Origin of the sequence: Streptococcus sp. IsoGale021 (assembly GCF_031142795.1) — a bacterium.
In the GTDB taxonomy this organism is placed as follows: Bacteria; Bacillota; Bacilli; order Lactobacillales; family Streptococcaceae; genus Streptococcus; species Streptococcus hominis.
This window is the reverse complement of sequence record NZ_JAKZJH010000002.1, coordinates 210919-235955: the sequence shown is the minus strand read 5'-3', so window position 1 is coordinate 235955 and position 25037 is coordinate 210919. Positions and strand designations below refer to the sequence as shown.

The following is a 25037-nucleotide window of genomic DNA, read 5'->3' as shown; positions in this document are numbered from 1 at the left end:
CTTTACGGTTTTCTCTTGAAAATTTTCAAAAAGTGTGATATAGTAATAAAAATTAAATAATCCTTTAAATCTGTCCCGTGAGGCAGACAAGGAGTCAAAGTATAAGATGGTATAGTACAGTGAGGCTGTTAGCAGTTTCTCTATGCTTACCTAGATTTTCTGAAGTCTCCTTGTGAAGGAGACTTTTTCTTTTAACTTTTTATACAGGAGGTTTTCCATGAAAACAAAAGAAGTTGTTGATGGTTTGACAATGAAACGTGCCATTACACGGATCACTTATGAAATCATTGAGCGCAACAAAGAGCTAGACAAGATTGTCTTGATTGGTATAAAAACACGGGGTGTTTACATTGCACAGCGGATTCAAGAACGATTAGCGCAACTTGAAAAGATTGATGTACCTATCGGTGAGTTGGATACCAAACCATTCCGCGATGATTTTAAAGTGGAAGAAGACACAACACATGTTCCTGTTGATATTACAGACCGCGAAGTCATCTTGGTAGATGATGTCCTCTATACAGGACGCACCATTCGTGCTGCTATTGATAATCTAGTTAGCTTGGGACGTCCATCACGCGTGAGCTTGGCTGTTTTAGTAGACCGCGGACACCGTGAATTGCCGATTCGAGCAGATTATGTGGGCAAAAACATTCCAACTAGTCGAACAGAAGAAATTATTGTGGAAATGATAGAACAGGATGGTCAAGACCGTGTCTTGATTGCGGAGGAGTTATAAGAAAATGAGTCAAGATGTGAAATATGATGTACACGATATGCCAAAACCTGGTTTGCTTGTAGGATTGTCCTTTCAGCATTTGTTTGCCATGTTTGGAGCAACGGTTCTTGTTCCAATTCTGGTTGGAATCGACCCAGCAGTTGCCTTGTTTTCAAGCGGTCTAGGAACCTTGGCACACTTAACAGTCACCAAGTACAAAGTGCCAGCTTATATGGGGTCTAGTTTCGCTTATATTGCAGCTATGCAAATGTTGATGAAAACAGACGGTATCGCAGCAGTCGCTCAAGGTGCCATTACAGGTGGTTTGGTTTACTTCATTGTAGCTCTTATTGTGAAGTTCGCTGGGAATGCTTGGATTGATAAGATTTTGCCGCCAGTTGTGGTAGGACCAATCATTATGGTCATCGGACTAAGCCTAGCAAGCACAGCTGTAAATGATGTCATGCTAAAAGACGGTAAATACAATTTAACTTATTTCATCATTGGAATTGTCACTCTCTTTGCAGTCATCCTCTTTAATATCTATGGTAAAAAGATTGTTGGAATTATTCCAGTGCTGTTAGGCTTGATTGTCGGATATGTCTTCGCGCTCATTCTTGGAGTGGTAACAGGAGAAGAAATTATTTCCTTTGCAAAAGTCTCTCAAGCTTCATGGTTCCATGTCCCACCTATGCACCTTCCTTTCTTAGACTATAATGTAAAATTTTATCCAAGTGCGATTTTAACAATGGCTCCAATTGCATTTGTAACTATGACAGAGCACTTTGGTCATGTTATGGTATTGAATAGCTTGACCGGAAAAGATTTCTTTAAAGACCCAGGATTGGATAAAACTCTTGCCGGAGATGGTCTTGCACAAGTTATCGCTGGGATTTTCGGTGCGCCACCAGTAACGAGTTACGGTGAAAATATCGGTGTGATGGCTCTCAATAAAATCTATAGCGTTTATGTTATTGCAGGTGCAGCAGTACTTGCGATTGTGATGAGTTTTGTTGGGAAAGTTTCTGCCCTCTTGCAATCCATTCCAACTCCAGTTCTAGGCGGTATTTCTATTGCGCTCTTTGGAGTCATCGCTTCTAGTGGTTTGAAAATTTTAATTGAAAAGCAAACGGACTTTGACAATAAGAAAAATCTGTTGATTGCTAGTGTGATCTTAGTCGCTGGGATTGGCGGCTTAACCTTGCAACTTTCAGGTCTGCAAATTTCAGGGGTTGCCTTGTCAACGGTTCTTGGAATTGTGCTCTATCTTATCTTGCCAGAACCTAAAAATTAGTTTGAATTCTTAACTTTATTGAAAGAAACGCCGTATCTAATAAAAGGAGAAATACACCATGTCATCTAATCAAATCGCTCTTAAAAATGTTGTCTCTATGGAAACTCTTACCAATGAGGAAGTCTTAAGTTTAATCAAACGTGGCATTGAATTTAAAAATGGAGCGAAAGCTCATTATGATGAACAACATATTATCGCTAATCTCTTCTTTGAGCCCTCTACGCGAACACATAAAGCCTTTGAAGTAGCGGAATTAAAACTAGGTTGTGACCTTTTGGATTTTGATTCAAAGACCAGCTCTATCAACAAAGGAGAGACCTTATATGATACGATTTTAACCATGTCAGCGCTCGGAGTGGATGTCTGTGTCATTCGTCATCCAGAAGTGGACTATTACAAGGAATTAGTTGAAAGTCCAACGATTACAACTTCAATTGTGAATGGTGGTGATGGCTCTGGACAACATCCGAGTCAAAGTTTGCTAGATTTGATGACCATTTATCAAGAGTTTGGGCATTTTGATGGCTTGAAGATTGCGATTGCAGGTGACTTAGATCATTCGCGTGTGGCGAAGTCAAATATGCAAATCTTGAAGCGTCTGGGTGCAGAACTTTATTTTGCAGGTCCAGAAGTATGGAGAAGTGAAGAATTTGCAGATTATGGGCAATTTGTCACACTTGATGAAGTCGTTGACCAAGTAGACGTCTTAATGCTTCTGCGCGTGCAGCACGAGCGCCATGATGATGATTCACTCTTTTCAAAAGAAAATTACCATAAAATGCATGGTCTAACACAGGAACGATATGATAAGCTGAAAGATACAGCCATCATCATGCATCCGGCCCCAGTAAATCGTGATGTGGAAATTGCAGACCACTTAGTGGAAGCTCCAAAATCTCGTATTGTAGAACAAATGACAAATGGTGTATTTGTTCGGATGGCAATTATCGAGTCTGTCCTAAATGGACGAAAAAAATAATAAGCATTAATACGTTGTTGCAATAACAAACGGAGGGGAAAATGGAAAAACGCTTGTTAATTCTGGAAGATGGAACAGTATTTGAAGGAGAGGCGTTCGGTGCTGATATGGATGTGACTGGAGAAATCGTCTTTAATACAGGTATGACCGGCTATCAAGAATCTATTACAGATCAGTCTTATAATGGACAAATCTTAACCTTTACTTATCCGTTAATCGGAAATTATGGAATTAACCGTGATGACTACGAATCGATCACTCCTACTTGTAAAGGAGTGGTCGTTTATGAGTGGGCACGCCGAGCGAGCAATTGGCGTAATCAGATGACTTTGGACGAGTTTTTAAAAGTCAAGAAAATTCCAGGAATTGCTGGTATTGATACACGGGCATTGACGAAAATCATTCGGCAGCATGGAACGATGAAAGCAACAATAGCCAATGTAGGCGACCAAATGGTGCATCTGCAAGATCAGTTGAAGGCGACCGTTTTGCCGACCGATAATATCAAACAAGTTTCAACAAAGACACCGTATCCAGCACCGGGTTCGGGTCCTAGTATTGTGTTAGTTGATTTTGGGTTGAAACATTCGATTCTTCGTGAATTAGCGGCACGCAATTGTAATGTGACAGTTGTTCCCTATGATACAAGTGCAGCAGATATTCTTCACCTTCACCCTGACGGTGTCATGTTATCCAACGGTCCAGGTAATCCAGATGATGTACCGCAAGTGCTAGACATGATTCGAGGGATTCAAGGTAAAATTCCTCTTTTTGGTATCTGCATGGGACATCAACTTTTTAGTAAGGCAAATGGAGCTCAGACTTATAAAATGAAATTCGGTCACCGTGGTTTTAATCATGCTGTCAGAGAGATTGCGACAGGGCGAATTGATTTTACCAGCCAAAATCATGGTTATGCTGTTAGTCGGGAAAATTTTCCGAGCGAGTTGCTGATTACACATGAGGAAATCAATGACAAGTCTATTGAGGGTGTGCGACATCGGTTTTTCCCTGCTTTTTCAGTGCAGTTTCATCCTGATGCTGCACCAGGACCACATGATGCCAGTTATCTCTTTGATGAGTTTATGGAAATGATTGATGCTTTTAAACAACAGCATAGTTCATTGTAATCAATGGATTAGGAATAGGAGAAAAACATGCCAAAACGTACAGATATTCAGAAAATTATGGTGATTGGCTCTGGTCCCATTGTCATTGGACAGGCTGCTGAGTTTGATTATGCAGGAACGCAGGCTTGCTTGTCTTTGAAAGAAGAAGGCTACACAGTCGTTTTAGTTAATTCCAATCCTGCAACGATTATGACAGACAAGGAAATTGTTGACAAGGTTTATATTGAACCAATCACGCTGGAATTTGTCACTAGAATCTTACGGAAAGAGCGACCAGATGCACTTCTGCCGACATTGGGTGGGCAAACAGGACTCAATATGGCAATGGAATTATCCAAAGAAGGTATCTTGGATGAGCTAGGTGTCGAACTTTTAGGAACTAAGCTGTCGGCTATTGACCAAGCTGAGGATCGTGATTTGTTTAAGCAGCTCATGGAAGAGCTGGAACAGCCTATTCCAGAATCTGAAATTGTAAATACAGTCGAAGAAGCGGTAGACTTTGCAGCGAAAATAGGCTACCCAGTCATTGTTCGCCCAGCCTTTACCTTAGGGGGAACTGGCGGCGGAATGTGTGCCAATGAGGAAGAATTGCGAGAGATTGCTGAAAATGGTCTGAAATTATCTCCGGTGACTCAGTGTTTGATTGAGCGCTCTATTGCTGGTTTCAAGGAAATTGAGTACGAAGTTATGCGCGATGCAGCCGACAATGCTTTGGTGGTCTGCAATATGGAAAACTTTGATCCAGTCGGTGTACACACAGGTGATTCCATTGTCTTTGCACCAACGCAAACTATTTCGGATTATGAAAATCAAATGTTGCGGGATGCTAGCTTGAAAATTATCCGTGCTCTAAAAATCGAAGGAGGCTGTAATGTGCAGTTGGCATTGGATTCACATAGCTTTAATTACTATGTCATTGAAGTCAATCCGCGCGTGTCTCGTTCATCTGCCTTAGCTTCTAAAGCAACGGGTTATCCTATTGCTAAATTGGCCGCAAAAATCGCCATTGGCTTGACACTAGATGAAGTTATTAATCCGGTCACAGGCACAACTTATGCCATGTTTGAACCGGCTCTGGATTATGTTGTAGCTAAAATTCCACGTTTTCCTTTTGATAAATTTGAACATGGAGAACGTCATCTGGGAACGCAGATGAAAGCTACCGGTGAGGTCATGGCTATTGGGCGTAATATCGAAGAAAGCTTGCTCAAAGCCTGTCGTTCTCTGGAAATTGGTGTTGATCATAATGAAATGCCAGAACTAAATCAAGTGGCAGATGATGATTTACTAGAAAAAGTCGTCAAAGCGCAAGATGATCGTCTTTTTTATATATCTGAAGCCATTCGCCGTGGCTATGATATTGAAGAAATTGCAAAGTTAACCAAGATTGATTTGTTCTTTCTGGATAAATTGCTTCACATTCATGAATTAGAGCAGAAGTTAATGACTCATATTGGAGATGCAAATCTGCTTAGACAGGCTAAGCAAAACGGCTTTGCAGATACTAAATTAGCTCGGCTTTGGAAAATGACAGCAGAAGAAATACGTCAATTTCGTAAAGAAGAGCGGATTCTTCCAGTCTATAAAATGGTTGACACCTGTGCAGCTGAGTTTGAATCAAGCACACCATATTTTTATTCTACTTATGCTTTTGAAAATGAATCAATCAAGTCAGAAAAAGAGTCTGTTCTAGTGTTGGGCTCTGGACCTATTCGAATTGGTCAAGGAGTAGAATTTGACTATGCTACTGTGCATTCTGTCAAGGCCATTCAAGCAGCTGGCTATGAAGCAATCATTATGAATAGTAATCCTGAAACGGTCTCAACAGATTTTTCGGTTTCTGACAAGCTTTACTTTGAACCCTTGACTTTTGAAGATGTCATGAATGTCATTGAACTGGAGCAGCCAAAGGGAGTCATCGTCCAATTTGGTGGACAAACCGCTATCAATCTAGCTGAGCCATTGTCAAAAGCTGGCGTGAAAATTTTAGGTACTCAGGTAGCTGACCTTGACCGTGCAGAAGACCGTGATTTGTTTGAACAGGCTCTTAAGGATTTGAATATTCCGCAGCCACCAGGTCAGACAGCGACGAATGAAGAAGAAGCGGTGGCAGCAGCCAGCAAGATTGGCTTCCCAGTCTTGGTGCGTCCTTCTTATGTTCTGGGCGGTCGTGCTATGGAGATTGTAGAGAACGAAGCAGACCTTCGCTCCTATATGCGGACTGCTGTCAAGGCTAGTCCCGATCATCCGGTGTTGGTAGACTCTTACATTGTTGGCAAGGAATGTGAGGTAGATGCCATTTCGGACGGTCATCAGGTCTTAATTCCAGGTATTATGGAACATATTGAACGGGCTGGAGTTCACTCAGGTGATTCTATGGCTGTTTATCCTCCGCAAACCTTATCTGCTCAAGTTCAGCGGACTATCGCCGATTATACTAAGAAATTGGCTATCGGACTTCACTGTATCGGTATGATGAACATTCAGTTTGTCATCAAAGATGAGAAGGTTTATGTCATTGAGGTCAATCCTCGTGCTAGCCGGACGGTGCCATTCTTGTCTAAAGTGACGGATATCCCTATGGCACAGGTGGCAACTCGGTTGATTCTCGGTCAAACTTTAGCGGAGCTAGGGTATGAAGATGGTCTTTATCCAGAAAGTCAAAATGTACATGTTAAAGCACCAGTCTTTTCCTTCACTAAGTTGGCCAAGGTAGATAGCCTTCTTGGTCCTGAAATGAAATCGACGGGTGAGGTTATGGGAACAGATGTAACTCTTGAAAAAGCTTTATACAAGGCTTTTGAAGCCTCTTATCTACATCTTCCAAACTTTGGCAATGTTGTCTTTACGATTGCGGACGAAAATAAGAAAGAAGCCCTCGCATTAGCGAAACGTTTTGCAGCGATTGGATACAGTATTTTAGCAACACAAGGTACAGCGAAATTCTTTGAAGAAAATGGTGTTTCGACACAATTGGTTGAAAAAATTGGTACAGCCGATAACAATGACATTCCTGCCTTTGTTCGCAAAGGCAAGGTTCAGGCGATTATCAATACAGTCGGAACGAAGCGAACGGCTGATAAGCACGGTCAGGCTATCCGTCAATCAGCCATTGAGCATGGAGTGCCGCTATTTACAGCACTTGATACAGCTGATGCCATGCTAAAGGTCTTAGAAAGTCGTAGCTTTATGACAGAAGCAATTTAGAGCAGTATTCTTTTTGTCATGATATTAAGTTCTTTTTTTAGTATGTGTCCCGAATTGGGAGAATTGAATAAAATAAGTTAAGAGAACGTAAATTCACGTTCTCTTTTGTTTTACTCAAAATACCTAAGGAGGGCTAATATGTCGCCTAAAGAGAAAGAAACACGAGAAGCCATTCTTTCATTCCTGATGAAAGAAACAGGTTTAACACGTCAAGAAACAATGATAAGTATTAAAGAACTTGAATCTTTTGGATTGATTGGTTTCAATTCAAAGGGTGATTTTAGATTGAAAGAGGCATAGGCATGGAAAGAATATCAATAAAACAGGTCAATAATAGCGAGAGATTCTTCCGAGTGCCAAAACAGTTCTTTGAGTCTCCACGCTATAAGAAAATGTCTGCTGACTCAAAATTGTTGTATGCAATTCTTAAAGATCGTTTTGAACTTTCTCTTAAAAATAATTGGGTAGATGAAGATGGAAATATTTACTTTATCTTTACCATTGAAGAGATTGGAGAGATGATGGGTTGTGGTAAAGATAAGGCAATTAAACTCAAAAAAGAGTTAGCAAAATATGAGTTGTTGGAAGAAGTTCGTCAAGGCGTGAACAAACCAAATCTAATTTATCTAGGTATTTTATCACCTGAAACATCAGCTAAACCCTTGGTACAAGCGGAAGTCGATTTTTCCGACTTCCGAAACTCTGAAAATCAGAAGTCCGGACTTCTGAAAAACCGAATTCAAGAAGTCGGAAAATCAGAACCTAATGATACTGATATTAGTGATACTAATAATAGTGATACTGGTTTTATTATAGAGGAGGATGAGGAGAGGCAGATTAAAAACTCTTATCAGGAAGAAAAAGAGGTCTTATCTCGAAAAGTTGATAAAGTAACCAAGTACGATAAGGAGTATATTTGGGAGTTGGTTCATGACCAGCTGCTGAAGGAGAATTTCTCAAAAACCACGAGCGAATTTATTCTGCTGAAATTTGATGATCGTTATCAGTATGCCCTAGAACATATGAGATTCGCCCGATCGTCTGAGAAACTTGCTGAATATGTCTTTAATGGACTACTAGCAGAATGGAATAACATTGTAAGAAAACGGGAGGGGATAAACTAATGGCACTTTTTGGAAATAATAGAGAATCACAAGGAATGGCTGCAATGCGAGAAACTCAAAAACCAGCAGAAGAGCTAGAGATGTTGATTGAGTATTATGATAAAACAACAGAAACGATTTCAGTTACACGCAACCTAGAAGAATTACAACAATTGGTTGGTAATTGCTTATCAACTGGAGCCAGTATGAATTTTCCAAGTGCACAATCCCCATTTGCCATCAATCCAAGATGGGTTAAAAAAGTGACTATTACAAAAAGGTAGTAGATTCAAGAGGGAAGTCTAGGGAACTGATTGCATATACTTTTTTAGAATCTAGACCCAAGCAAGTCATTAAACTACTTAAAGTTCTTTGACAACTGAATAGAACGACTGTCCCGATTAGTGTGGCTTGGTATAAAAAGAAGAAGCAGGGGCGGTGTAACGGGAGCTAGAAATGCATATCTAGTGCCTGCCACAGGAACGTAAAAGCATAGCAATCAATGCTATAAGCCAAAGGAGTTTGAGGTGAGCTAGACTATAAACCTTGCGTAAAAAACCACGGCGGAGGTGAGATACCCTCCCAAGATGGCTGCGTAATTCAGCCTTCCATATCACAAAGGAGAAATCAAAATGAATGGAATTAAAACACGAAAAGACACGGAAGTGACCGTGTCAGATTTAAAAACTTTAGGACGTCAGGGCGACGTGACAGCTCGACTAGATTCAGGCGAAATTATTGAATTGAAAGCAAAGTATGCGATAAGAAAACGCCTGGCAATTGTCGCAGGTCAAGAAACCGAAGCTGAAATGATTGTTTTCTACCCAGAAATTTACAAACAGATAAGAACAGTGAAACGAAGAAATATTCTTATCGCTAGAAAAGTTAAGCACAAGAGAGAAACAATCTTACAGCTCACTGGTAAAGGCTATCACAGGCCTAATAACGACTAGAAGGAGGTGTTGGTAATACACGAATTATTATTATACCAAAAAAATCGGTAAAACATGGTATAATGAAATTAAGAAAAGGGAATGGGGTGAGAAGATGACTGAACAAAAAGAATCGCTGGCAACTACTCAAGAAAAGCCCAAAGATAGGCTAGATCAGCTGGTTGATCAGTACAATGCTGCAGTTCGTAAGTATGAACAAGAAACTAGTCCTGAACAAAAGCGAAAAGATTTGAAAGAGTTCCGCAAGCAGCGGAGAAAAGCAAAGCGTCAGAACCGAGTTTATCCATGGACGGGTACATCTTTTTGGGATTTCTTGGTTGGGTTATTTAAGGTTCTTTTTTACAGCCCTATCTTTCTTGTTCTCTTTGCAATTAACTTGTTGAAAATGATTATTGGGGTTTTTATCACTTGGATAGTCGGTAAATTTGCTATTTTACTGATTATTGGTTTTGGAGGTATGCTTATAACAATTCCATTTCCTAACCTTGAACTTCCTATCGCAAATGTAATGACTTTATGTGGTAAATGGTTCTTTAACATGAATTTAGCCTCAAATACTATTTCATCTGAGGGAATGACCCTCTTCCCTGGAGGTATGATTGAAGTTTCTATCATGCTTTTGCTGGCGGTTATTGGCGCTGTTGGCGCTACAATTAACCCTGATTAACAATTATACTTACATAGACGTCCCAGCTATTAAGAGGCGTCTTTTTCATACTCAAAAGGAGAAAAAATTATGGACACTATCGTACGTATTATTACTGTTGTTGGAGCGATTATCACTGTTTTAGGTCTCACATGGGGCTTGACTGGAGCTTATGATTACTTTGGCGGTCGTCGCAGCCGTGACACTACCCGTCAAGATCAAGGATTGGAATCTATCATCTCGGGAGGTGCTATGGCAATCATTTCAGGCAGTCTGACAACAGCTATAGTGGCAGCTCTCAACGCTATTGCATTTTAAGGAGTCGCTTATGATTGATACGAATATTATCAATCAGTTGACCTCAAGTCTCAGTAAATATAACCCAACACTAAATACTCAGATAATGGCTATCAATCAGTCTTTGTTAGCTGTAGGTTATATTTTATTATCCTTCTTTTTTATGCTAGAAATGCTCTCTTTTTACCAACATTTACGCCTTTCAGGTGGAGGAATTACTGTAAGAACCTGGTTAGAGGTTGGAATTAAATACCTTTTTGCTTTTGTTTTAATCACCTATTCTAGCCAAATCTTTGATGCGATTCTATGGTTGACAAACGCAACTATTCATCTGGTCGCAACGAACAAGAATATTACCTATGAATTTGTAGAACCAACTAAAGGAAATATCATTGTTAAGACTGTTATTAGAGTAGTTGGATGGGGTACTGAATTTATTACAAAAGTTACAGTCAATATCCTTATTATGTTACGCTTTGTTGAAATGTATCTACTCAAAGCTATTGCACCTGTTATCGTGGCTTTCTTTATGTCAGATGCTTTTCGAGGCATTGCAAAAAATGTCATTATGACCTTTGCGTCGGTGGCGCTACAAGGATTGGTATTGATTGTGCTTTGTGCCATCTATCCCCTAGTGGTTCAGGATGATTTATTCAAAGTAAGTAGCAGCGGAGCTCTAGCAAATTTTGTGGCTTCCTTCGCTTCTATTGCCAAAGGAATTGTCTTTATTTTTCTTCTAATTGGAAGCAGCCGCAAAGCCAGGAGCTTATTAAACGTGATGGGTTAAGTTATTAGTCAGGACAGGAGTTCTGACTTTTTTCTTTCCCTGCATTATGGATAAAGGAGACCGTATGAATAAATTAGGCAGTGAATTTTTGAAAGAAGTCAAAGATTATGAACGGAGTATCATTGGCGGATTTACTTTTCGCCATATAGTCATGCTGACAGGTGTTGTTTTAGCGACTATTCTAGCAGCAGGAATCATTTTATTAGGCTTACCTGATATTTTGCATTATATTATCCTCCCTATTATTTTGATTCCCTTTATGATTTTTGGACTGAAACAAGAGGAACGATTGAAAGATATGTTGACTTTTAGGCTAACTATTCAAGAAAGAGCCTATCAAACTGAATTTGAAAGTGAGGAACCTTATGGTAAATTTACCATTTCTCAAGAAAAAGGGGTCAATGAGTTTGACCCCATCCCAACAGGAGAGGGGGAAGCGTCTCAAACGAACAATGAAGCCCTCAACACAAAATACAATTGATTATGAGCTACTCTTTGAGGATGGGCTTATGTATATTGATGGGAGTGAATATTCCCAGACTTTTCGGCTTGGTGATGTGAATTACATCACTGCAGGTGAGGAAGAAAAGGTTGATATTGTTGATTTTTACGCTGGAGCTTTAAATAGTCTCAACTCAGATAATGGCTATCAACTTCTTATCATCAACCGTCAAGTCGATAGTAACCTATTAACCAATATCACCTATGATGCCGAAGGAGATGGTTATGACGATTACCGAGAAGAATATAATGATTTGATTGAGCACCGCTTTGCTTATGACCAAAATAATTTTACAGTAGAAAAATTTATTACCGTCACAACGTCAGCCTTTGACCGTAAAATGGCTAAACGTCAACTGAAAGATGTGGAGACTAACTTACGCAATCAATTTCAAGGGGTTGAGGTTACACTAACTGCACAGACGGGCAGCGAACGACTCAATATCTTTTCTGACCTACTTCGTGGGAATCCTTATCTCAACTTGGATTACCAAGATTTGGTCATTTCAGGATTGAAGACAAAGTCTTTTGTAGCCCCTAATCGGATTCGATTTTTTGAAAACTATATGATGATTGATGATAAGTTTGCCAAAATTATGTTTATCCGTCAATATCCCTCATTCCTTAATGATGGAATCGTTAAATCTTTAACAGATACAGGAATTGAACTGGCCATCTCTATCAATGCTAAGCCTTATGATATTGGTGAAGCAGTGAAAGACATTAACACAGCAGAAAGCAATGTCAAGCTGGATATGATTAAATCAATGCGCCGAGGTTTCTCAGAAGGGATTCCTGAAGATTTTGCTATCGGTGGGGTTGCCAGTGAAACCAATGAGGCAGCTAAGCGTTGGCGTAAAGAAGTACAGGATAATGATCAGAAAATCTTTTCAGGTGTTATTTGTGTCTTTTTTAAGGCGGACAGTTTAGAACAACTGAATGAATATAGTAACCGTGTCAAAACAGCTGGCCGCAAACATGTGGTAGATTTTGAAGATATTTACTATCACCAAGAAGAGGCCTTAAACACGGTCTTACCTATCGGACGCTGTTTTTTAGACGTGAAAAAGTCCCTTATGCGTGATATGACCACTTCAAATATCGCAACCCAAGTACCTTTTACCAATGTAGATTTACAATCTACATCAAAAAGGGCGATATATTATGGTCAAAATCAACTATCCAATAATATTATAACAGTTGACCGTAAGCGAGACCTTAATACAGGCTCAGGCGTTGTGTTGGGATCTTCTGGTTCTGGTAAGTCTGTTACGGTTAAAGCAGGTGAGATTATTCCAACTATTTTAAAATATCCTGAAGACCGTGTGATTATTGTTGACCCAGAAGATGAATACTCTGATATTGGTCGTGAATTTGGCGCCCAACTCATTGATATTTATGTAGGGTCAAACACTCACCTGAACCTCATGGACTTACCAGATGAAGATAGTTTATCCTCAGATGATACAGACCCAATCGGGCAAAAATCTAACTTGATTATGGGATTGTTTGAAAACATCTTGACAGAAGTTACAGACGAGGAGTTCTCCATTATTGACCGTGTTACTCATCTTTGTTATGAGAAAATTACAGATAGAACGCCAACGCTTAAAGATTGGCATGTTATCCTGAAGCAACAGCCTGAGCAAGAAGCACAAAATCTTGCGCTTAAATCAGAATCCTATGCAACGGGATCTCAGGATATCTTCTCGTATGAGACAAACGTTGATATGGAGAGTCGCTTTGTTATTTTTAACCTGAAAAAACTCTCTGGAAAACTCAAACCATTTGCCCTCATGGTTATCCAAGACTATATCTGGAACCAGGTAGTCAATAACCAAGGAAAACTTACGACACATATTTATTTTGATGAAATGCAACTGCAGTTTACTACAGATAATCAGGCGCAGTTCTTTACAGAATTGTACTCACGTGTCCGTAAGTATGGAGCAATCCCAACAGGGATCACTCAAAATGTAGAAACTCTTATGTCACGTGAAGAAGGGCGTAAGCTGCTTTCAAATAGTGAATTTGTTATTCTGCTGAAGCAGAAGCCAACAGATTTGAAAGTTCTGGCTGAAACCATTCACTTAACACCTGCTCTTTTACGCTATGTAGCTAAACCAAAGGCTAAGGGGACAGGTTTAATTGTGGCTGGGTCAACAGTTGTACCATTTGAAAATCCTATTCCAAGAGGAACAAAACTTTTCAATTTGATTGCTACAGACGCTTAGAAAAGTGAGGTGGCAGATTGACGGAACATAAAAAAACACGTGGCTTTCGAGAACGTCGTCAGTCTGTCAAGGAAGCCACCCAAGAGGCATTAGATACTTATAATGTTAAAGAAGCTAAGTTTGCTATGAAGGACGCCTATAAAGAGGCTAAAGAGACTCAAAAAGCGGAAAAGAAATTCTATAAGTTGGTTAAAAAGCGCAAGCAACATTACGGTTTGAAAGTCTCTCCCAAAGATAAGGAAGCTTGGAAGCGTGCTAAGCAGGATAAACGGATTGCTAAAAAGGTTTATGTCAAAACAGCGGAAAAATCAGGTGGAACAGTAGGACAAAAGTTTCGACGTGGGACTTATCGGGCGTCTAAACAACTTGTTCGCTCAAACCTTGAGAACGCTGCTTCTCAAGATGAAACCCTAGGAGCAGTGGCAGAGGGCAGACGAAAAATTCGTAACTTTCATTACCAAAAAGATAGTGCCTCAAGGTCAGTTAAAGCAGGTGGAAATTTAGGAAAGTGGACGATACAGAAAAGCTATGGTCTTACTAATCGAGGCTATAATTTTGTCCGAGGTCGAGGTTTTACAAGGACACCGTTTCAGGAAAGCTGGCAAGGTAAATTGGCTAAACGTTATCGTAACTTTACAGTCAGATTTAAAGCCTCTAAGACTGGTAAAGTGACACGTGGAGCGGGTCGAGGGATTGACTTACTAACTAAGCCTCTTCGTACGGTTTTACATAATCCCTTATCTGCTAAGAGTTATATTATCATGTTCTTAGCAGCGGTCATCGTTGCCCTTGTCGGTGTTTTAGGTGGAAGCTCTACGGTTTCTCAAGATGAGTTTAAACTCAACCAAGCTTGGCTTTATTTCTCTCACCTGGATAGAGAAAACTCAAATTCTAGAGTTGATTATTGGTCAGACATTGATTCAGTCATGACTTATATGAATTATCGTTATGGTGATTATGATTTGAAAGGAAAATGGGATGATGGTATTAACTCTAATCAAGCTGGAGCAGACCATAACAAAACTTATGAGAATGCCTTAACCAGTCTTTGGAATGGTCTGAATCAGGATACAGACCATCTTAAAACAATGAAAGACTTGTATAGTAAGAAGTCAAAAATTGCTTGGGCTATCTTACCAAAAGATGACCGTGAAGATTATGAAGAACTATTGGAAAGTGCTCAAACAGATGGCTATTATACTTACCTGCAGGAATTAGACAATCCATTTTATACGGATAAAGATGAGGCACATTATAATAGCCCTTTACGTATTGTCAAACGTTTTGGCTATATCAGTAAAAGCAAGATTTATCAAGGTTCTGTTCTTCAGGCTAATACAGGGCAGCAGCTTTTGGCGGTCATGTCTGGGACGGTTAAGGTTTCAGGTACTGATGTCACGATTGAAACTAAGGAATCTAAATTCACTTACAAAGATGTATCAGGTATCCGTTTCAAGACAGGAGATACCGTTGAACAAGGTACGTTTATTGGAACTGTTAAGAGCAACACTGGTCAGGAAGTTTATTACCAGAAACAAGAAGAAAAGGCGACGAAAAAGCAAAAAGCTAAATGGACGTATGTAAACGTCGGTTTTTACTTCCAACTGGTGAACTATACACAAACTACTTCTGTCATGACAGACCTTGATATTTCTGGAGATTTAGCTCAACGCTCTAGAGCTGTACGGGATTTCATTAAAAAGAAAATTCCGAATGCAACGGATAATGGGATTGCGGCAATGTTAGGAAATTTTGCGACAGAAAGTAACATCAAGGCTAAACGAGCAGAAAGCGATTATTTAAGTCCCCCGATTGGGGCGACAGAAAGTTCCTGGGATGATGAAAATTGGCTCAATATGGGCTTTGCTCAAGGGGCAAGTATCGGCTCTTTAGTCGTTCACCGTGGCTTAGGATTGGGTATGTGGACGGATACTTCAGATGGAGCCATTCGGAATACACTTCTTAGAAACTATGCAAAATCAAAAGGAAAGAAGTGGTATGACCTGGAACTGCAGATTGATTTCATGCTAGAAGGAGATAATCCTTATTATATTCACATTTTAAAATCTATTTTAACGAGTAATGAGAATGTCGCGACCCTGACGCAGCGCTTTCTGGTACATTGGGAAGGGAATGCAGGCGATAAGCTCAAAGAACGTCAAAATAATGCAAAACAAATGCTGACGTATTTCAAGCAAACAATCAAAGGAAGTGGAACAAAGGCCTCTTCTTGGAATTTCCCAAGCGGTTGGGAAAGTAAATTGGCTTTTGGGAAGCCTTCAACAACTTCAATGACAACACAGCCAGGCAATAACTACCCAGTTGGTCAATGTACTTGGTATGTGGCGAACCGACTCGTGGAAACAGGAACGGTTGGCAATGCCCTTTCAAGTAATAACGGCAATGGTCAAGATTGGGTGAGGAATTTAGTTGCTAAAGGCTGGAGATTCAGTATAACTCCTACCCCTGGAGCTGTTTGTTCGACAGCTGGTGGATTTGACTTTACCACAGTGGCTTATGGGCACGTCGCTTTTGTTGAGGCTGTCAATGATGACGGAACCTTCTTAATTTCAGAATGTAATTATTTAGGAGTCCAAGACAAAGTTCATTATCGTGTTCTATCAAATCAGGCGTACTATACTTTTGCAACACCAAAATAAATGGAAAGGAGCAGCGGTAGACGAAAATCTACCGCTTTTCAATCATGTTAGATATTCAAAAAGTAAAATTTTTCAAAATTTTAGCTACTGTTCTGGGAATTGTGTTGATTTTCTTGATTGGTTTTGGTTTTGGAGCAAGAGGACAATCTCAAAGTTCTCCAAAGACTATAACCAAGAGATCAACTACAACTAAGAATAGTAAGACACAAGACGGTTCATTAACACAAAATTATGTAGAGGATTTTCTTATGGTTTACTATACTAAGAAAGATCTGGGAGAAAATCGCAATCGTTACAAAGAATACATGACAGATGCAATGTATAATCAGGCAGTTTCTCTAGAGAACGAACCAACTACACAAACATATAAGGGTTATGTGGTGGACTTTGAGTATCGAAGCTCTAAGATTTACTTGGATACAAAAGAGAATGTAGCGCTGGTTAGCGTGACTTATACCAATACGCTTTTAGCCAAGAAAAGCGACTACTCACAGTCTCAAAACACTACCAATACAGCTACTTTACGATTGAGTTTTTCTAAAATGAAGAACAAATTTTTAGTAAACCGTATGGAAAGTATTATTTTAGTGGATGCTAATAACAGTAATGACTATGCAAGCGTCAATACTCAAAAGACTTCTGATGATGCAACACCTCCATCAGAAAGTAATTCAGAAACAAAATAAAGGAGATTATAAAATGGCACAAAAAAACCTTAAAGACCGTTTGGCTGAAAAAGAAGAAGCATTGCAGAAAGCGGAAGAAAAGAAAAACTTCTATGCCAAGCGAGTAGCTAAACTCAAAGACGAAGTGAAAAACCTCAAGACGGAACGTACTCTGGCACTTCTTGCGGAACGTGATCTGGATTTGGATGACTTGGAACTGTTTGCAGATGAAATTAAATCACTTAAAAAGGCGTCTGAAACGTCTTCAGAACCTTCTTCCTCATACTAGGAGGTGAAGATAGATGACTTTTAAAATCATAGATGTCAACACCTTACATAGCCAATTGGTAACCAATCGTGACGAGTTGCTCAATCAATTGGAAATCAGAGAAAAACGCTGTAAAGCATTAGGTGAAACGGAAAGCTATTTGATTGAACATCTAGACCGTGATGATTCAGTGATGGAAAATCTTGAGTTTAGCCTACCATACGATGGAATAATTGATGACTTGCTGAAGGACTTTGGTTTCAAGCGTCCTAGCAAAACAAATCCTCTGAGTACATTAACTAAGACTTCAGGAAAATCACTGAAAAATGCCTCAGAATCGCCCTCTCAGCACCACCTATCTTCCTCACCTGGTTCAACAAGACAAAAACGGTCACTGCTTGTCCTGTTGAGTTTGCTTGTTGCGATTGTTAGCTTAATCTTTGCCAGTCTGTCCTTTAGTCAGATAACTAGCTTAAAGACGATGAATCAATCTCTAACTAAGCAGGTGAAAATGCTTCAAGCTTTTGAGAAGGAAAAAACTGCTATTGATGTATTTGACCGTTATTTCATACCTAGTTACTATGCGAATACTAGAAAAGCTGTTAGCGATTTTGTTACAGAAGATTTGAAAGAAACTATTAACGTTTCAGAGGGTACCCTCCAATCGGTGATTCTGGAAGGTATCACTAAAAAAGGTAATAGCTATACCGTTACCTATGTGTTAGTTGTTAAAGATAACAAGGAGAATCGAGCAAATGTCCGCTTGACCTATTCCCTTAAAAAATCTGTTAAAGCTCCTTATGGTTATCTTATAACGACACAACCGAAAACTCAAAAATATCCGAATAACTAATAGAAAAGGAAAAATTATCATGAAGAAAACATCATTTATTGCACTTGTTACACTATCTAGCTTGGTTCTTAGTCAGGCAGTTGCCTTTGCGGATGAAAGTACAGTTCCCGTTGATTCAACAGCCAGTGTTGTTGTCACACCTACACAACCTTCATCAACTCCTTCAGAGACTAACCCTACACCTACCATCCCACCCGTTGACAATACAGCAACACCCTCTATACCTGATACGTCGGCTAGTACAGACCCAACAACTCCAAGTACTACAGAACCAAGTAAAGATGATGCGGTATTACCAAAGGATTCTTCTTCAACTGTAGAACCTAGCACAGATAAGCAAGACCCAGCACCATCTCCATCTGAAGATACCACACCAAAACCATCTGACCAGCCAAGCCAACCAAGCCAAACCGATACGACAGATAAGCAGGAACCAACAACTACAGATAATAAGACAGTGACTGTTCCAACGGTTGATGGCGGAAAAACAACCTTAACCCCAAGTGTAGATGTACCGACTAATAACCCTAACGTATCTGCCCAAACAGCTGTCAATGCAGGGGCTAGTCAAGTTGGTACAACTTCACAAGTGACAGGTCAAATTGTTCAGAACGTGACTCCAGCTGCTCCAGTTTACACTAATACTGGTTATCAAATTGTCTCAACCGTGAATAGCCAGGTAGTTGTAGCTTATGCGGACGGTTCCAGAGCTACAGTCAGTCCAGAAGAAGTTGGAGGGACAGTTAATGCAGATAAAACAATCTCTGTTCAGACTGCTTCAGGGGAAATGAAGACCCTTCCATCAACAGGGGATGAGTTAGGGTTATTGACCAGTTTCAGCGGATTTGTTCTTCTGATTGGCGCTTGGCTGCTTCGCAAAAAGAACGGTGCAGATGAGGCTTAAAAGGAGGAGTAGAAATGCCAGATTTAAAGGGGCTTACCGAAAAGGAATTTAATCAGCTAAAGCCAAAAGCAATTTCTCTAACAGTAACAGAACATTTACAAGAAGAGCTGCTTTTTAAATGAATGAGACTAATTTATGGAAAGGAGACTAAATGGAACAGGACAGAGTAGTTTTTCAACTGTCTAATGCTTCTAAAGTGACAGGAGAAACTATTTTAAAAGCCCTTTGGTCTATAATTCAATATGCTCATGAAAAACATGAGTACAACAAAAATAATCAGAATTTTATTGGTGAGACGAACTATAATCAATTCATGGCGACTAACACTAATAAAGATATGCTGATACTGGAAAATAAAGATATTCACATAGGAAAACTGAAAGAATATCTTAATGAAAAGGGCATTGGATTTACTACCAAAGCAGGGGCAGAAAAAGGGACGACAACCTTATTATTTGACGTTAAAAATAAGATTTTGGTTGAAGGAACAGTAGACAAAGTAATCAAAGAATTGACTTCAAATCCACAAAAGGCTGCTGAAAAGTTAGGGAAAAAATTTCCTACTCGGACAGTTGCAGAAAAAATAGCGTACTTTAAAGAACACGTCAAATATGGAGGTATTGGAACACCACTTAAAGGAAAAGGTAAAAAGAAAGGAAGTGTGAAATGAGATGCCACGGAAAAGAAAGCATTTATTACCTTATATCATTTTAGGCTTGTTCTTCTTTTATGGTTTTCATTGGCTGGTCAAACTTTATCAGTCAGCTCCAGGAGTAACCGACCCCCTCAATCCGTTTTCTAAATATGCATGGGTTATCAATAATCTGGAGACCAAAAATTGGCTAGACCTTCAGTTTAATCAATTCTCACTTATTGGTGGGGCGCTTGGTTTTGTACTTCCTTTTTTCATCTACCTACGAGTGGGTGATAATGGGGTGTATCGCCACGGAGAAGAAAGAGGATCAGCTCGGTTTGCGACGGTAAAAGAGATTGCTACATTCAGAGATAAAGTCTTTGAGAACAATATGATTCTTACAAAGAATGGGTTTATTGGCCTATTTAATAAACTTTTACCATATGATAAACAACTGAACAAAAATACGCTGGTTGTGGGGCTTCCTGGAGACGGGAAAACACAAAATTATGTGAAACCTAATCTTATGCAGATGAACGGTAGTTATATTGTTACAGATCCCAAAGGCTTGCTGGTTCATGAAGTCGGAAGTCTGTTAGCTAAAAATGGTTATAAAATTAAAGTTTTTGACCTAGTTCACTTGGCTAATTCCAATACCTTTAACATCTTTAACTACATGAAATCGGAGTTAGATATTGATCGTGTGACTGAAGCCATTGTTGACGGGACAAAGAAAACAGATAATCAAGGAGAAAACTTTTGGTTGACTGCTGAACTCTTATTGACTCGTGCTTTGATTGGTTATCTGTATTTTGATAGTCAACTAGATGATTATACCCCTAATCTGTCTATGGTAGCGGATATGATGAGAAATATTAGACGAACAGACGAAGAGCAGCCTAGCCCTGTTGAACAAATGTTTGAAGAATTAGAGGAGCGTTTACCAGGCAACTATGCGTACAAGCAATGGGCGTTATTTAACTCTAACTTTGAAGCAGAGACACGTATGGGGGTTACTACTCAGGTGGCGACTCGTTATTCTATTTTTGACCATGCGGACGTGGCTAAAATGATTGCAGAAGACACTATGGATATTGACCGCTGGAATATTGAAAAGACGGCGGTCTTTATTGCCATTCCTGAAACTAATAAGTCCTTTAACTTCTTGGCTTCCCTTTTATTTGCGACAATCTTTGAAGAATTGACCCACGGTGCGGACGCTATTCTTCAAGGGGAACGTCCAGGTTTATCTGCAACTGACCTTTTGCACGTGCAAGTCATTATTGATGAGTTTGCGAATATCGGGAAAATTCCTAACTTTAACGAAGTTTTGGCGTCAGTTCGTAGCCGTGAAATTTCAATCAAAATTATTATTCAAGCAATCAATCAGCTTAAATCGCTTTATAATAAGGATTGGGAAACTATTTTTAATAACTGTGCTTGTCACCTGTTCTTGGGAACAAATGATAAGGATACCATGAATTACTATTCAACGCGTGCAGGAAAACAGACGATCAATCAGAAACAATATTCTGAATCACGAGGAAGAAATCGCTCCAGTTCCTTTAGCGAACAAACTCAACAACGTGAACTTATGACCCCTGATGAGGTAGCTCGCATTGGTGTGGATGAAGCCTTACTGTTTCTATCCAAGCAAAACGTTTTGAAAGATAAGAAGTTCTACGTTAAAGATCATAAAAACGCTCAACTCTTATCGAATAGTCCTCAAGACGACAACTGGTACACCTATGAGCGCCGTATGGATGGGACAGATGATTGGTATGAAAATGTGGATCAGACAGAATTTGTTGACCTTCAGATTGAGGAGAATGCGGCTTAATGTGGTATAATAGACTTATCTAAAAGAAAGTGAGGTATTGCTTCATGGCAAATGAACTGAATCAATTTTTTGAAATGGTGAGAGACCTTGAAACGGCTGACTTGTATCAGTTGTTTATCCAGGAGACAGACCCAGAAAAACAAGCCTTCTATAAGGCTATGTATGACTACAGTATGCAAGCTCATCAACGTGAAGTGATTGCCCGCCCTGATTTTGTGAGATAGGTATGAGACCACGCTATATTATTGTAGCTGGCGTCAACGGCGCTGGCAAAAGTACACTTTACAGCTCGCAGCCCTGGCTTTTTGAAGGAACAAGGCGAATCAATGCGGACGAATGGCTCAAAGCAAACGGAGGTGACTGGCGTAGCCCTGCAGATAATGTGAAAGCAATGAGGGCAGTTCTTAAAGATTTGAAACAGGCTCTTGAAAAAGGTGAATCTATTCATCAAGAAACCACTCTAGCAGGGACAGGCAAGCCTTTCTTAAACTTGATAGATAAGGCACATGCCAAAGGATACGAAGTCACTGTTTTATATGTTACTTTAGATAGTCCAGAAACAGCTATTGATCGGGTGGCAGATAGAGTTAAAAAGGGAGGTCACGGCGTTGATGAAGACCTCATTCGTAAGCGTTATGACCGCTCAAAAGAGAATCTCAAGGTGATTGCTGAGGCTGCGGACAATGTCTTGATGTTTGATAACTCTAAAGCCTTCACCCAAACTTATGAACGTCGAGGGAATCACATTCTCTATGATATTCGTAAAACACAAACGCAACCAACTAAAAATCAAAACCAACATAAAGATAATACACAATCAAAGCACTTGTAAGATTTACAAGCGCTTTTCTTATTGAGGAGAAAAAGTATGATGACAGAAATAACCTTATTAACTCCAGATCTTTATGGAATCGGCTGTTTTGAGGGGATAGAAGCCCTCTATCCAATTCATGTCTTAGCAGATGCTATTAAGAAATTGGTACTTACTAAAACCATTACAGAAGAAACCTCATCTGCAGAGATTAGAACTCAGTTAGCAGTGGAAGTGATGAAAGAGCTGACTTATCCTGATTTTAAATCTCTAAGAGGGTATCTATTTGCCTATCGACGTCATAAGCCATCTATTCGAGCAGAATCTTTAGCGCTGACTCCTGAACTTTTCCATCTGTTGCAGGAAAAACCAGAGGCTTACTTTAACTAGGGGGATAACCTTATGGCAGTAAATATTGATGAATTGAAACAACTTTCCATGATTGATGTAGCTGAATCTTTGGGAATGGAACTTAAACGCCAGTCTGGTCACACCTATTATTGGACTGAACACGATTCTTTGAAAATCCTTGCTAATACAAACCGTTTCCATTGGTTCAGTCGTGATGTTGGTGGAGATGTTATTCAACTGGTTCAATCTGTTAAGGATGTATCTTTTAAAGAAGCCGTTCGTTTCCTTCAGGAAGGAACATTTTCTCAAGTAGAAAATGAAATGATAGAACCAGTCAAACAAGAACCATTTAGTTATGTTCTTCAACCCTATGAACACCCTGATTTTGAACTCGGTAGAAACTATCTCAAAGAAGAAAGAGGATTAACAGATGACACAATTAACACTTTCTTAGCAGGTGGAAACTTAGCAGAAGCCACTCGGAAGAAAGGGGACTATTTTGAGCCTATAATCGTTTTTAAATACCGTGGACTAGATGGGAAAATTCAAGGAGCTAGCCTGCAGGGAATTGTAGAAAATAAAGTTCAATATCCAAAGCGTGGCCGTCTGAAACAAATTATGAACCATTCAGACGGGTTAGCTGGTTTTTCTTTCGATGTAGGAACTCCAAAACGACTGGTATTTTTTGAAGCACCTATCGATTTGATGAGTTATTATGAATTGAAAAAAGACACCTTACAAGATGTCCGATTAGTTTCTATGGATGGCTTGAAAAAGGGGGTAATCAGTCGCTATACAGCAGATTTATTGACGGATGGTAAGTTTTCCCAAGCAAACTCTTATACGTCTATTTTGAAGGCATTAGATAGCTTAAATAAGACAACAAAACTTATTACAGATGACTTAATCACAATAGCGGTTGATAATGATAAAGAAGCGCTGAAGTTTATTGAAAAACTGAAAGAAGATAACATTCCTTTTCAAATCGATCTTGCCCCAAAAAGTGATGGAGTAAAGAAAATGGACTGGAACGAGTATTTACAGAAAGAAAAAGCAGGAGAAAAAAAGATGCCAGGAGAAAAAACCTCTGAAGTAATTCAGAAGAAACAGGAGAAACTTCAGGAAGAAAGGAATCTTGAACGTACTAGAGATTCTGATGGAGATGGTCTAACTGATGAACTTGAAAAGTCAATTGGTACAAATCCCTATAACTCAGATACGGATGGAGATGGTTTGACAGACTCTCAAGAAGTTGCGATGGGGACGAACCCACTTGAACCTAACCCTCTTTCTAAGGAATTGACCACTGACCAGCTAACACAGTTGCCAACTCTTTCTGAGTTGATTCAGGCAAAAGATACTAAAGGACTTTCTAAAATTATGAAAGAGGGAATTAAAGATTACTTTAATTCCGATCAATACAAAAATTATCTGGAAGCAATTAGTAAACTTCCCTCATATTCAGCTAATAATGTGATGTTGTTATTAAGCCAAAATTCAGAAGTTTCTATGGTTGCTTCTTTTAAAAAGTGGCAGTCCGACTTTGAGCGCAGTGTAAAAAAAGGTCAAAAAGCTCTTTGGATTTTTGCCCCTTATGAATTTAAACTAAGGGATAATAACGGTCAATACAAGGTCAATGAAAATGGGGAGATTGAGAAAGGAATTGGTTTTAAATTAGTACCTGTCTTTGATGTCAGTCAAACCCAAGGAAAGGAGATTCCGCAAGCTGTTTACGAACTCACAGACGAAGGTAAAATCTTTGATTATGAAACACTTTATCGTGCGCTTAAAAGTGTTTCTGATGATAACAAAGTGGCTATGCACTTCCAAGAGATTGATTCAGGAGCCAGAGGTTTTTATAACCGTGAAACCAATGAAATTGCTATCAAGCGAGGTATGACAAAAGCACAGACGATTAAAACCATAATTCATGAAATGGCACATTCTGAATTGCACAATAATAAGATAGTGGCGGAAGCAGGTGAGAAACTCACACGAAGCACGAAATAGCTTCAAGCTGAGTCTGTCGCTTTTGTCGTTTCAAATCATTACGGTATTGATACCAGTGAATACTCTTTCGCTTACTTAGCTAATTGGGCTAAAGACAAAGAGAGTTTAACCGACCTTGAGGCACAGCTTTCAATCGTCCAAAAAGAAGCCAGTCAACTGATTAAAAAAGTGGATTTAAAACTTGAAAAAATC

25 protein-coding genes are annotated in these 25037 nt (G+C 39.4%); all 25 read left to right on the top strand.

What is annotated here, in order from left to right:
• Positions 1 to 217 precede the first annotated feature (217 nt).
• On the top strand, positions 218 to 739 hold the full coding sequence (pyrR, locus tag RG565_RS02790; protein WP_003024846.1) for a bifunctional pyr operon transcriptional regulator/uracil phosphoribosyltransferase PyrR: 522 nt from the start codon (positions 218 to 220) through the stop codon (positions 737 to 739).
• A gap of 4 nt (positions 740 to 743) precedes the next feature.
• Positions 744 to 2012, top strand: coding sequence for a uracil-xanthine permease family protein (locus RG565_RS02785; RefSeq protein ID WP_049533894.1), 1269 nt, complete (start codon positions 744 to 746; stop codon positions 2010 to 2012).
• 58 nt (positions 2013 to 2070) lie between these two features.
• Positions 2071 to 2991, top strand: coding sequence for an aspartate carbamoyltransferase catalytic subunit (locus RG565_RS02780; protein WP_049512886.1), 921 nt, complete (start codon positions 2071 to 2073; stop codon positions 2989 to 2991).
• Positions 2992 to 3032: 41 nt separating this feature from the next.
• Positions 3033 to 4121 carry a carbamoyl phosphate synthase small subunit gene (locus RG565_RS02775; RefSeq protein WP_003042289.1) on the top strand — a complete coding sequence of 363 codons (1089 nt, stop codon included), beginning with the start codon at positions 3033 to 3035 and terminating at the stop codon, positions 4119 to 4121.
• A 27-nt stretch (positions 4122 to 4148) separates the two neighbouring features.
• Positions 4149 to 7328 (top strand): carbamoyl-phosphate synthase large subunit, encoded by a 3180-nt coding sequence (gene carB, locus RG565_RS02770; protein WP_247936670.1) that lies wholly within the window; start codon positions 4149 to 4151, stop codon positions 7326 to 7328.
• A gap of 138 nt (positions 7329 to 7466) precedes the next feature.
• A complete protein-coding gene (locus tag RG565_RS02765; protein WP_049534230.1) occupies positions 7467 to 7628 on the top strand; it encodes a hypothetical protein in 162 nt (53 codons plus the stop codon).
• A gap of 2 nt (positions 7629 to 7630) precedes the next feature.
• Positions 7631 to 8452, top strand: coding sequence for a replication initiator protein A (locus RG565_RS02760; RefSeq protein ID WP_247936669.1), 822 nt, complete (start codon positions 7631 to 7633; stop codon positions 8450 to 8452).
• The gene (locus RG565_RS02755) at positions 8452 to 8715 is read left to right on the top strand and encodes a thiopurine S-methyltransferase (RefSeq protein ID WP_049534234.1); all 264 of its coding nucleotides are present in this window, start codon (positions 8452 to 8454) and stop codon (positions 8713 to 8715) included. The genes RG565_RS02760 and RG565_RS02755 overlap by 1 nt, the downstream gene beginning before the upstream one ends.
• Before the next feature lie 348 nt (positions 8716 to 9063).
• Positions 9064 to 9384 (top strand): hypothetical protein, encoded by a 321-nt coding sequence (locus tag RG565_RS02750; protein WP_049534237.1) that lies wholly within the window; start codon positions 9064 to 9066, stop codon positions 9382 to 9384.
• 94 nt (positions 9385 to 9478) lie between these two features.
• Entirely contained in the window at positions 9479 to 10051 is a 573-nt protein-coding gene (locus RG565_RS02745; RefSeq protein ID WP_247936668.1) for a hypothetical protein, read from the top strand.
• A 69-nt stretch (positions 10052 to 10120) separates the two neighbouring features.
• Positions 10121 to 10348: a hypothetical protein gene (locus RG565_RS02740; RefSeq protein ID WP_049512516.1), complete on the top strand. Its 228-nt coding sequence runs from the start codon at positions 10121 to 10123 to the stop codon at positions 10346 to 10348.
• 10 nt (positions 10349 to 10358) lie between these two features.
• A complete protein-coding gene (locus tag RG565_RS02735; RefSeq protein WP_049534242.1) occupies positions 10359 to 11114 on the top strand; it encodes a hypothetical protein in 756 nt (251 codons plus the stop codon).
• A gap of 64 nt (positions 11115 to 11178) precedes the next feature.
• Positions 11179 to 11595, top strand: coding sequence for a PrgI family mobile element protein (locus tag RG565_RS02730; protein WP_080977800.1), 417 nt, complete (start codon positions 11179 to 11181; stop codon positions 11593 to 11595).
• Complete coding sequence (locus tag RG565_RS02725) at positions 11516 to 13849, top strand: VirB4-like conjugal transfer ATPase, CD1110 family (protein ID WP_374989843.1); 2334 nt, start codon at positions 11516 to 11518, stop codon at positions 13847 to 13849. Before RG565_RS02730 ends, RG565_RS02725 begins: the two co-directional genes overlap by 80 nt.
• Before the next feature lie 17 nt (positions 13850 to 13866).
• Complete coding sequence (locus RG565_RS02720) at positions 13867 to 16509, top strand: phage tail tip lysozyme (protein ID WP_308937443.1); 2643 nt, start codon at positions 13867 to 13869, stop codon at positions 16507 to 16509.
• A gap of 248 nt (positions 16510 to 16757) precedes the next feature.
• Positions 16758 to 17195, top strand: coding sequence for a hypothetical protein (locus RG565_RS02715; RefSeq protein ID WP_308937442.1), 438 nt, complete (start codon positions 16758 to 16760; stop codon positions 17193 to 17195).
• 13 nt (positions 17196 to 17208) lie between these two features.
• Positions 17209 to 17463 carry a hypothetical protein gene (locus RG565_RS02710; RefSeq protein ID WP_049534255.1) on the top strand — a complete coding sequence of 85 codons (255 nt, stop codon included), beginning with the start codon at positions 17209 to 17211 and terminating at the stop codon, positions 17461 to 17463.
• A gap of 13 nt (positions 17464 to 17476) precedes the next feature.
• The gene (locus tag RG565_RS02705) at positions 17477 to 18295 is read left to right on the top strand and encodes a hypothetical protein (protein WP_084741130.1); all 819 of its coding nucleotides are present in this window, start codon (positions 17477 to 17479) and stop codon (positions 18293 to 18295) included.
• Positions 18296 to 18314: 19 nt separating this feature from the next.
• On the top strand, positions 18315 to 19199 hold the full coding sequence (locus RG565_RS02700; RefSeq protein ID WP_247936664.1) for an LPXTG cell wall anchor domain-containing protein: 885 nt from the start codon (positions 18315 to 18317) through the stop codon (positions 19197 to 19199).
• 151 nt (positions 19200 to 19350) lie between these two features.
• Positions 19351 to 19869 carry a hypothetical protein gene (locus RG565_RS02695; RefSeq protein ID WP_084741124.1) on the top strand — a complete coding sequence of 173 codons (519 nt, stop codon included), beginning with the start codon at positions 19351 to 19353 and terminating at the stop codon, positions 19867 to 19869.
• A 1-nt stretch (position 19870) separates the two neighbouring features.
• Positions 19871 to 21673 (top strand): VirD4-like conjugal transfer protein, CD1115 family, encoded by a 1803-nt coding sequence (locus tag RG565_RS02690; RefSeq protein WP_084741121.1) that lies wholly within the window; start codon positions 19871 to 19873, stop codon positions 21671 to 21673.
• Between the two features lie 44 nt (positions 21674 to 21717).
• On the top strand, positions 21718 to 21897 hold the full coding sequence (locus tag RG565_RS02685) for a hypothetical protein (protein WP_084741118.1): 180 nt from the start codon (positions 21718 to 21720) through the stop codon (positions 21895 to 21897).
• 2 nt (positions 21898 to 21899) lie between these two features.
• On the top strand, positions 21900 to 22505 hold the full coding sequence (locus tag RG565_RS02680) for a zeta toxin family protein (protein ID WP_247936663.1): 606 nt from the start codon (positions 21900 to 21902) through the stop codon (positions 22503 to 22505).
• 36 nt (positions 22506 to 22541) lie between these two features.
• On the top strand, positions 22542 to 22874 hold the full coding sequence (locus RG565_RS02675; RefSeq protein WP_247936662.1) for a hypothetical protein: 333 nt from the start codon (positions 22542 to 22544) through the stop codon (positions 22872 to 22874).
• Between the two features lie 12 nt (positions 22875 to 22886).
• Positions 22887 to 24845 (top strand): DUF6782 family putative metallopeptidase, encoded by a 1959-nt coding sequence (locus tag RG565_RS02670; RefSeq protein WP_247936661.1) that lies wholly within the window; start codon positions 22887 to 22889, stop codon positions 24843 to 24845.
• Positions 24846 to 25037 lie beyond the last annotated feature (192 nt).

Coding starts and splice junctions, on each gene's coding strand:
- pyrR (WP_003024846.1), top strand. CDS start 218: ATGAAAACAAAAGAAGTTGTTGATGGTTTGACAATGAAACGTGCCATT.
- RG565_RS02785 (WP_049533894.1), top strand. CDS start 744: ATGAGTCAAGATGTGAAATATGATGTACACGATATGCCAAAACCTGGT.
- RG565_RS02780 (WP_049512886.1), top strand. CDS start 2,071: ATGTCATCTAATCAAATCGCTCTTAAAAATGTTGTCTCTATGGAAACT.
- RG565_RS02775 (WP_003042289.1), top strand. CDS start 3,033: ATGGAAAAACGCTTGTTAATTCTGGAAGATGGAACAGTATTTGAAGGA.
- carB (WP_247936670.1), top strand. CDS start 4,149: ATGCCAAAACGTACAGATATTCAGAAAATTATGGTGATTGGCTCTGGT.
- RG565_RS02765 (WP_049534230.1), top strand. CDS start 7,467: ATGTCGCCTAAAGAGAAAGAAACACGAGAAGCCATTCTTTCATTCCTG.
- RG565_RS02760 (WP_247936669.1), top strand. CDS start 7,631: ATGGAAAGAATATCAATAAAACAGGTCAATAATAGCGAGAGATTCTTC.
- RG565_RS02755 (WP_049534234.1), top strand. CDS start 8,452: ATGGCACTTTTTGGAAATAATAGAGAATCACAAGGAATGGCTGCAATG.
- RG565_RS02750 (WP_049534237.1), top strand. CDS start 9,064: ATGAATGGAATTAAAACACGAAAAGACACGGAAGTGACCGTGTCAGAT.
- RG565_RS02745 (WP_247936668.1), top strand. CDS start 9,479: ATGACTGAACAAAAAGAATCGCTGGCAACTACTCAAGAAAAGCCCAAA.
- RG565_RS02740 (WP_049512516.1), top strand. CDS start 10,121: ATGGACACTATCGTACGTATTATTACTGTTGTTGGAGCGATTATCACT.
- RG565_RS02735 (WP_049534242.1), top strand. CDS start 10,359: ATGATTGATACGAATATTATCAATCAGTTGACCTCAAGTCTCAGTAAA.
- RG565_RS02730 (WP_080977800.1), top strand. CDS start 11,179: ATGAATAAATTAGGCAGTGAATTTTTGAAAGAAGTCAAAGATTATGAA.
- RG565_RS02725 (WP_374989843.1), top strand. CDS start 11,516: ATGAGTTTGACCCCATCCCAACAGGAGAGGGGGAAGCGTCTCAAACGA.
- RG565_RS02715 (WP_308937442.1), top strand. CDS start 16,758: ATGGTTTACTATACTAAGAAAGATCTGGGAGAAAATCGCAATCGTTAC.
- RG565_RS02710 (WP_049534255.1), top strand. CDS start 17,209: ATGGCACAAAAAAACCTTAAAGACCGTTTGGCTGAAAAAGAAGAAGCA.
- RG565_RS02705 (WP_084741130.1), top strand. CDS start 17,477: ATGACTTTTAAAATCATAGATGTCAACACCTTACATAGCCAATTGGTA.
- RG565_RS02700 (WP_247936664.1), top strand. CDS start 18,315: ATGAAGAAAACATCATTTATTGCACTTGTTACACTATCTAGCTTGGTT.
- RG565_RS02695 (WP_084741124.1), top strand. CDS start 19,351: ATGGAACAGGACAGAGTAGTTTTTCAACTGTCTAATGCTTCTAAAGTG.
- RG565_RS02690 (WP_084741121.1), top strand. CDS start 19,871: ATGCCACGGAAAAGAAAGCATTTATTACCTTATATCATTTTAGGCTTG.
- RG565_RS02685 (WP_084741118.1), top strand. CDS start 21,718: ATGGCAAATGAACTGAATCAATTTTTTGAAATGGTGAGAGACCTTGAA.
- RG565_RS02680 (WP_247936663.1), top strand. CDS start 21,900: ATGAGACCACGCTATATTATTGTAGCTGGCGTCAACGGCGCTGGCAAA.
- RG565_RS02675 (WP_247936662.1), top strand. CDS start 22,542: ATGATGACAGAAATAACCTTATTAACTCCAGATCTTTATGGAATCGGC.
- RG565_RS02670 (WP_247936661.1), top strand. CDS start 22,887: ATGGCAGTAAATATTGATGAATTGAAACAACTTTCCATGATTGATGTA.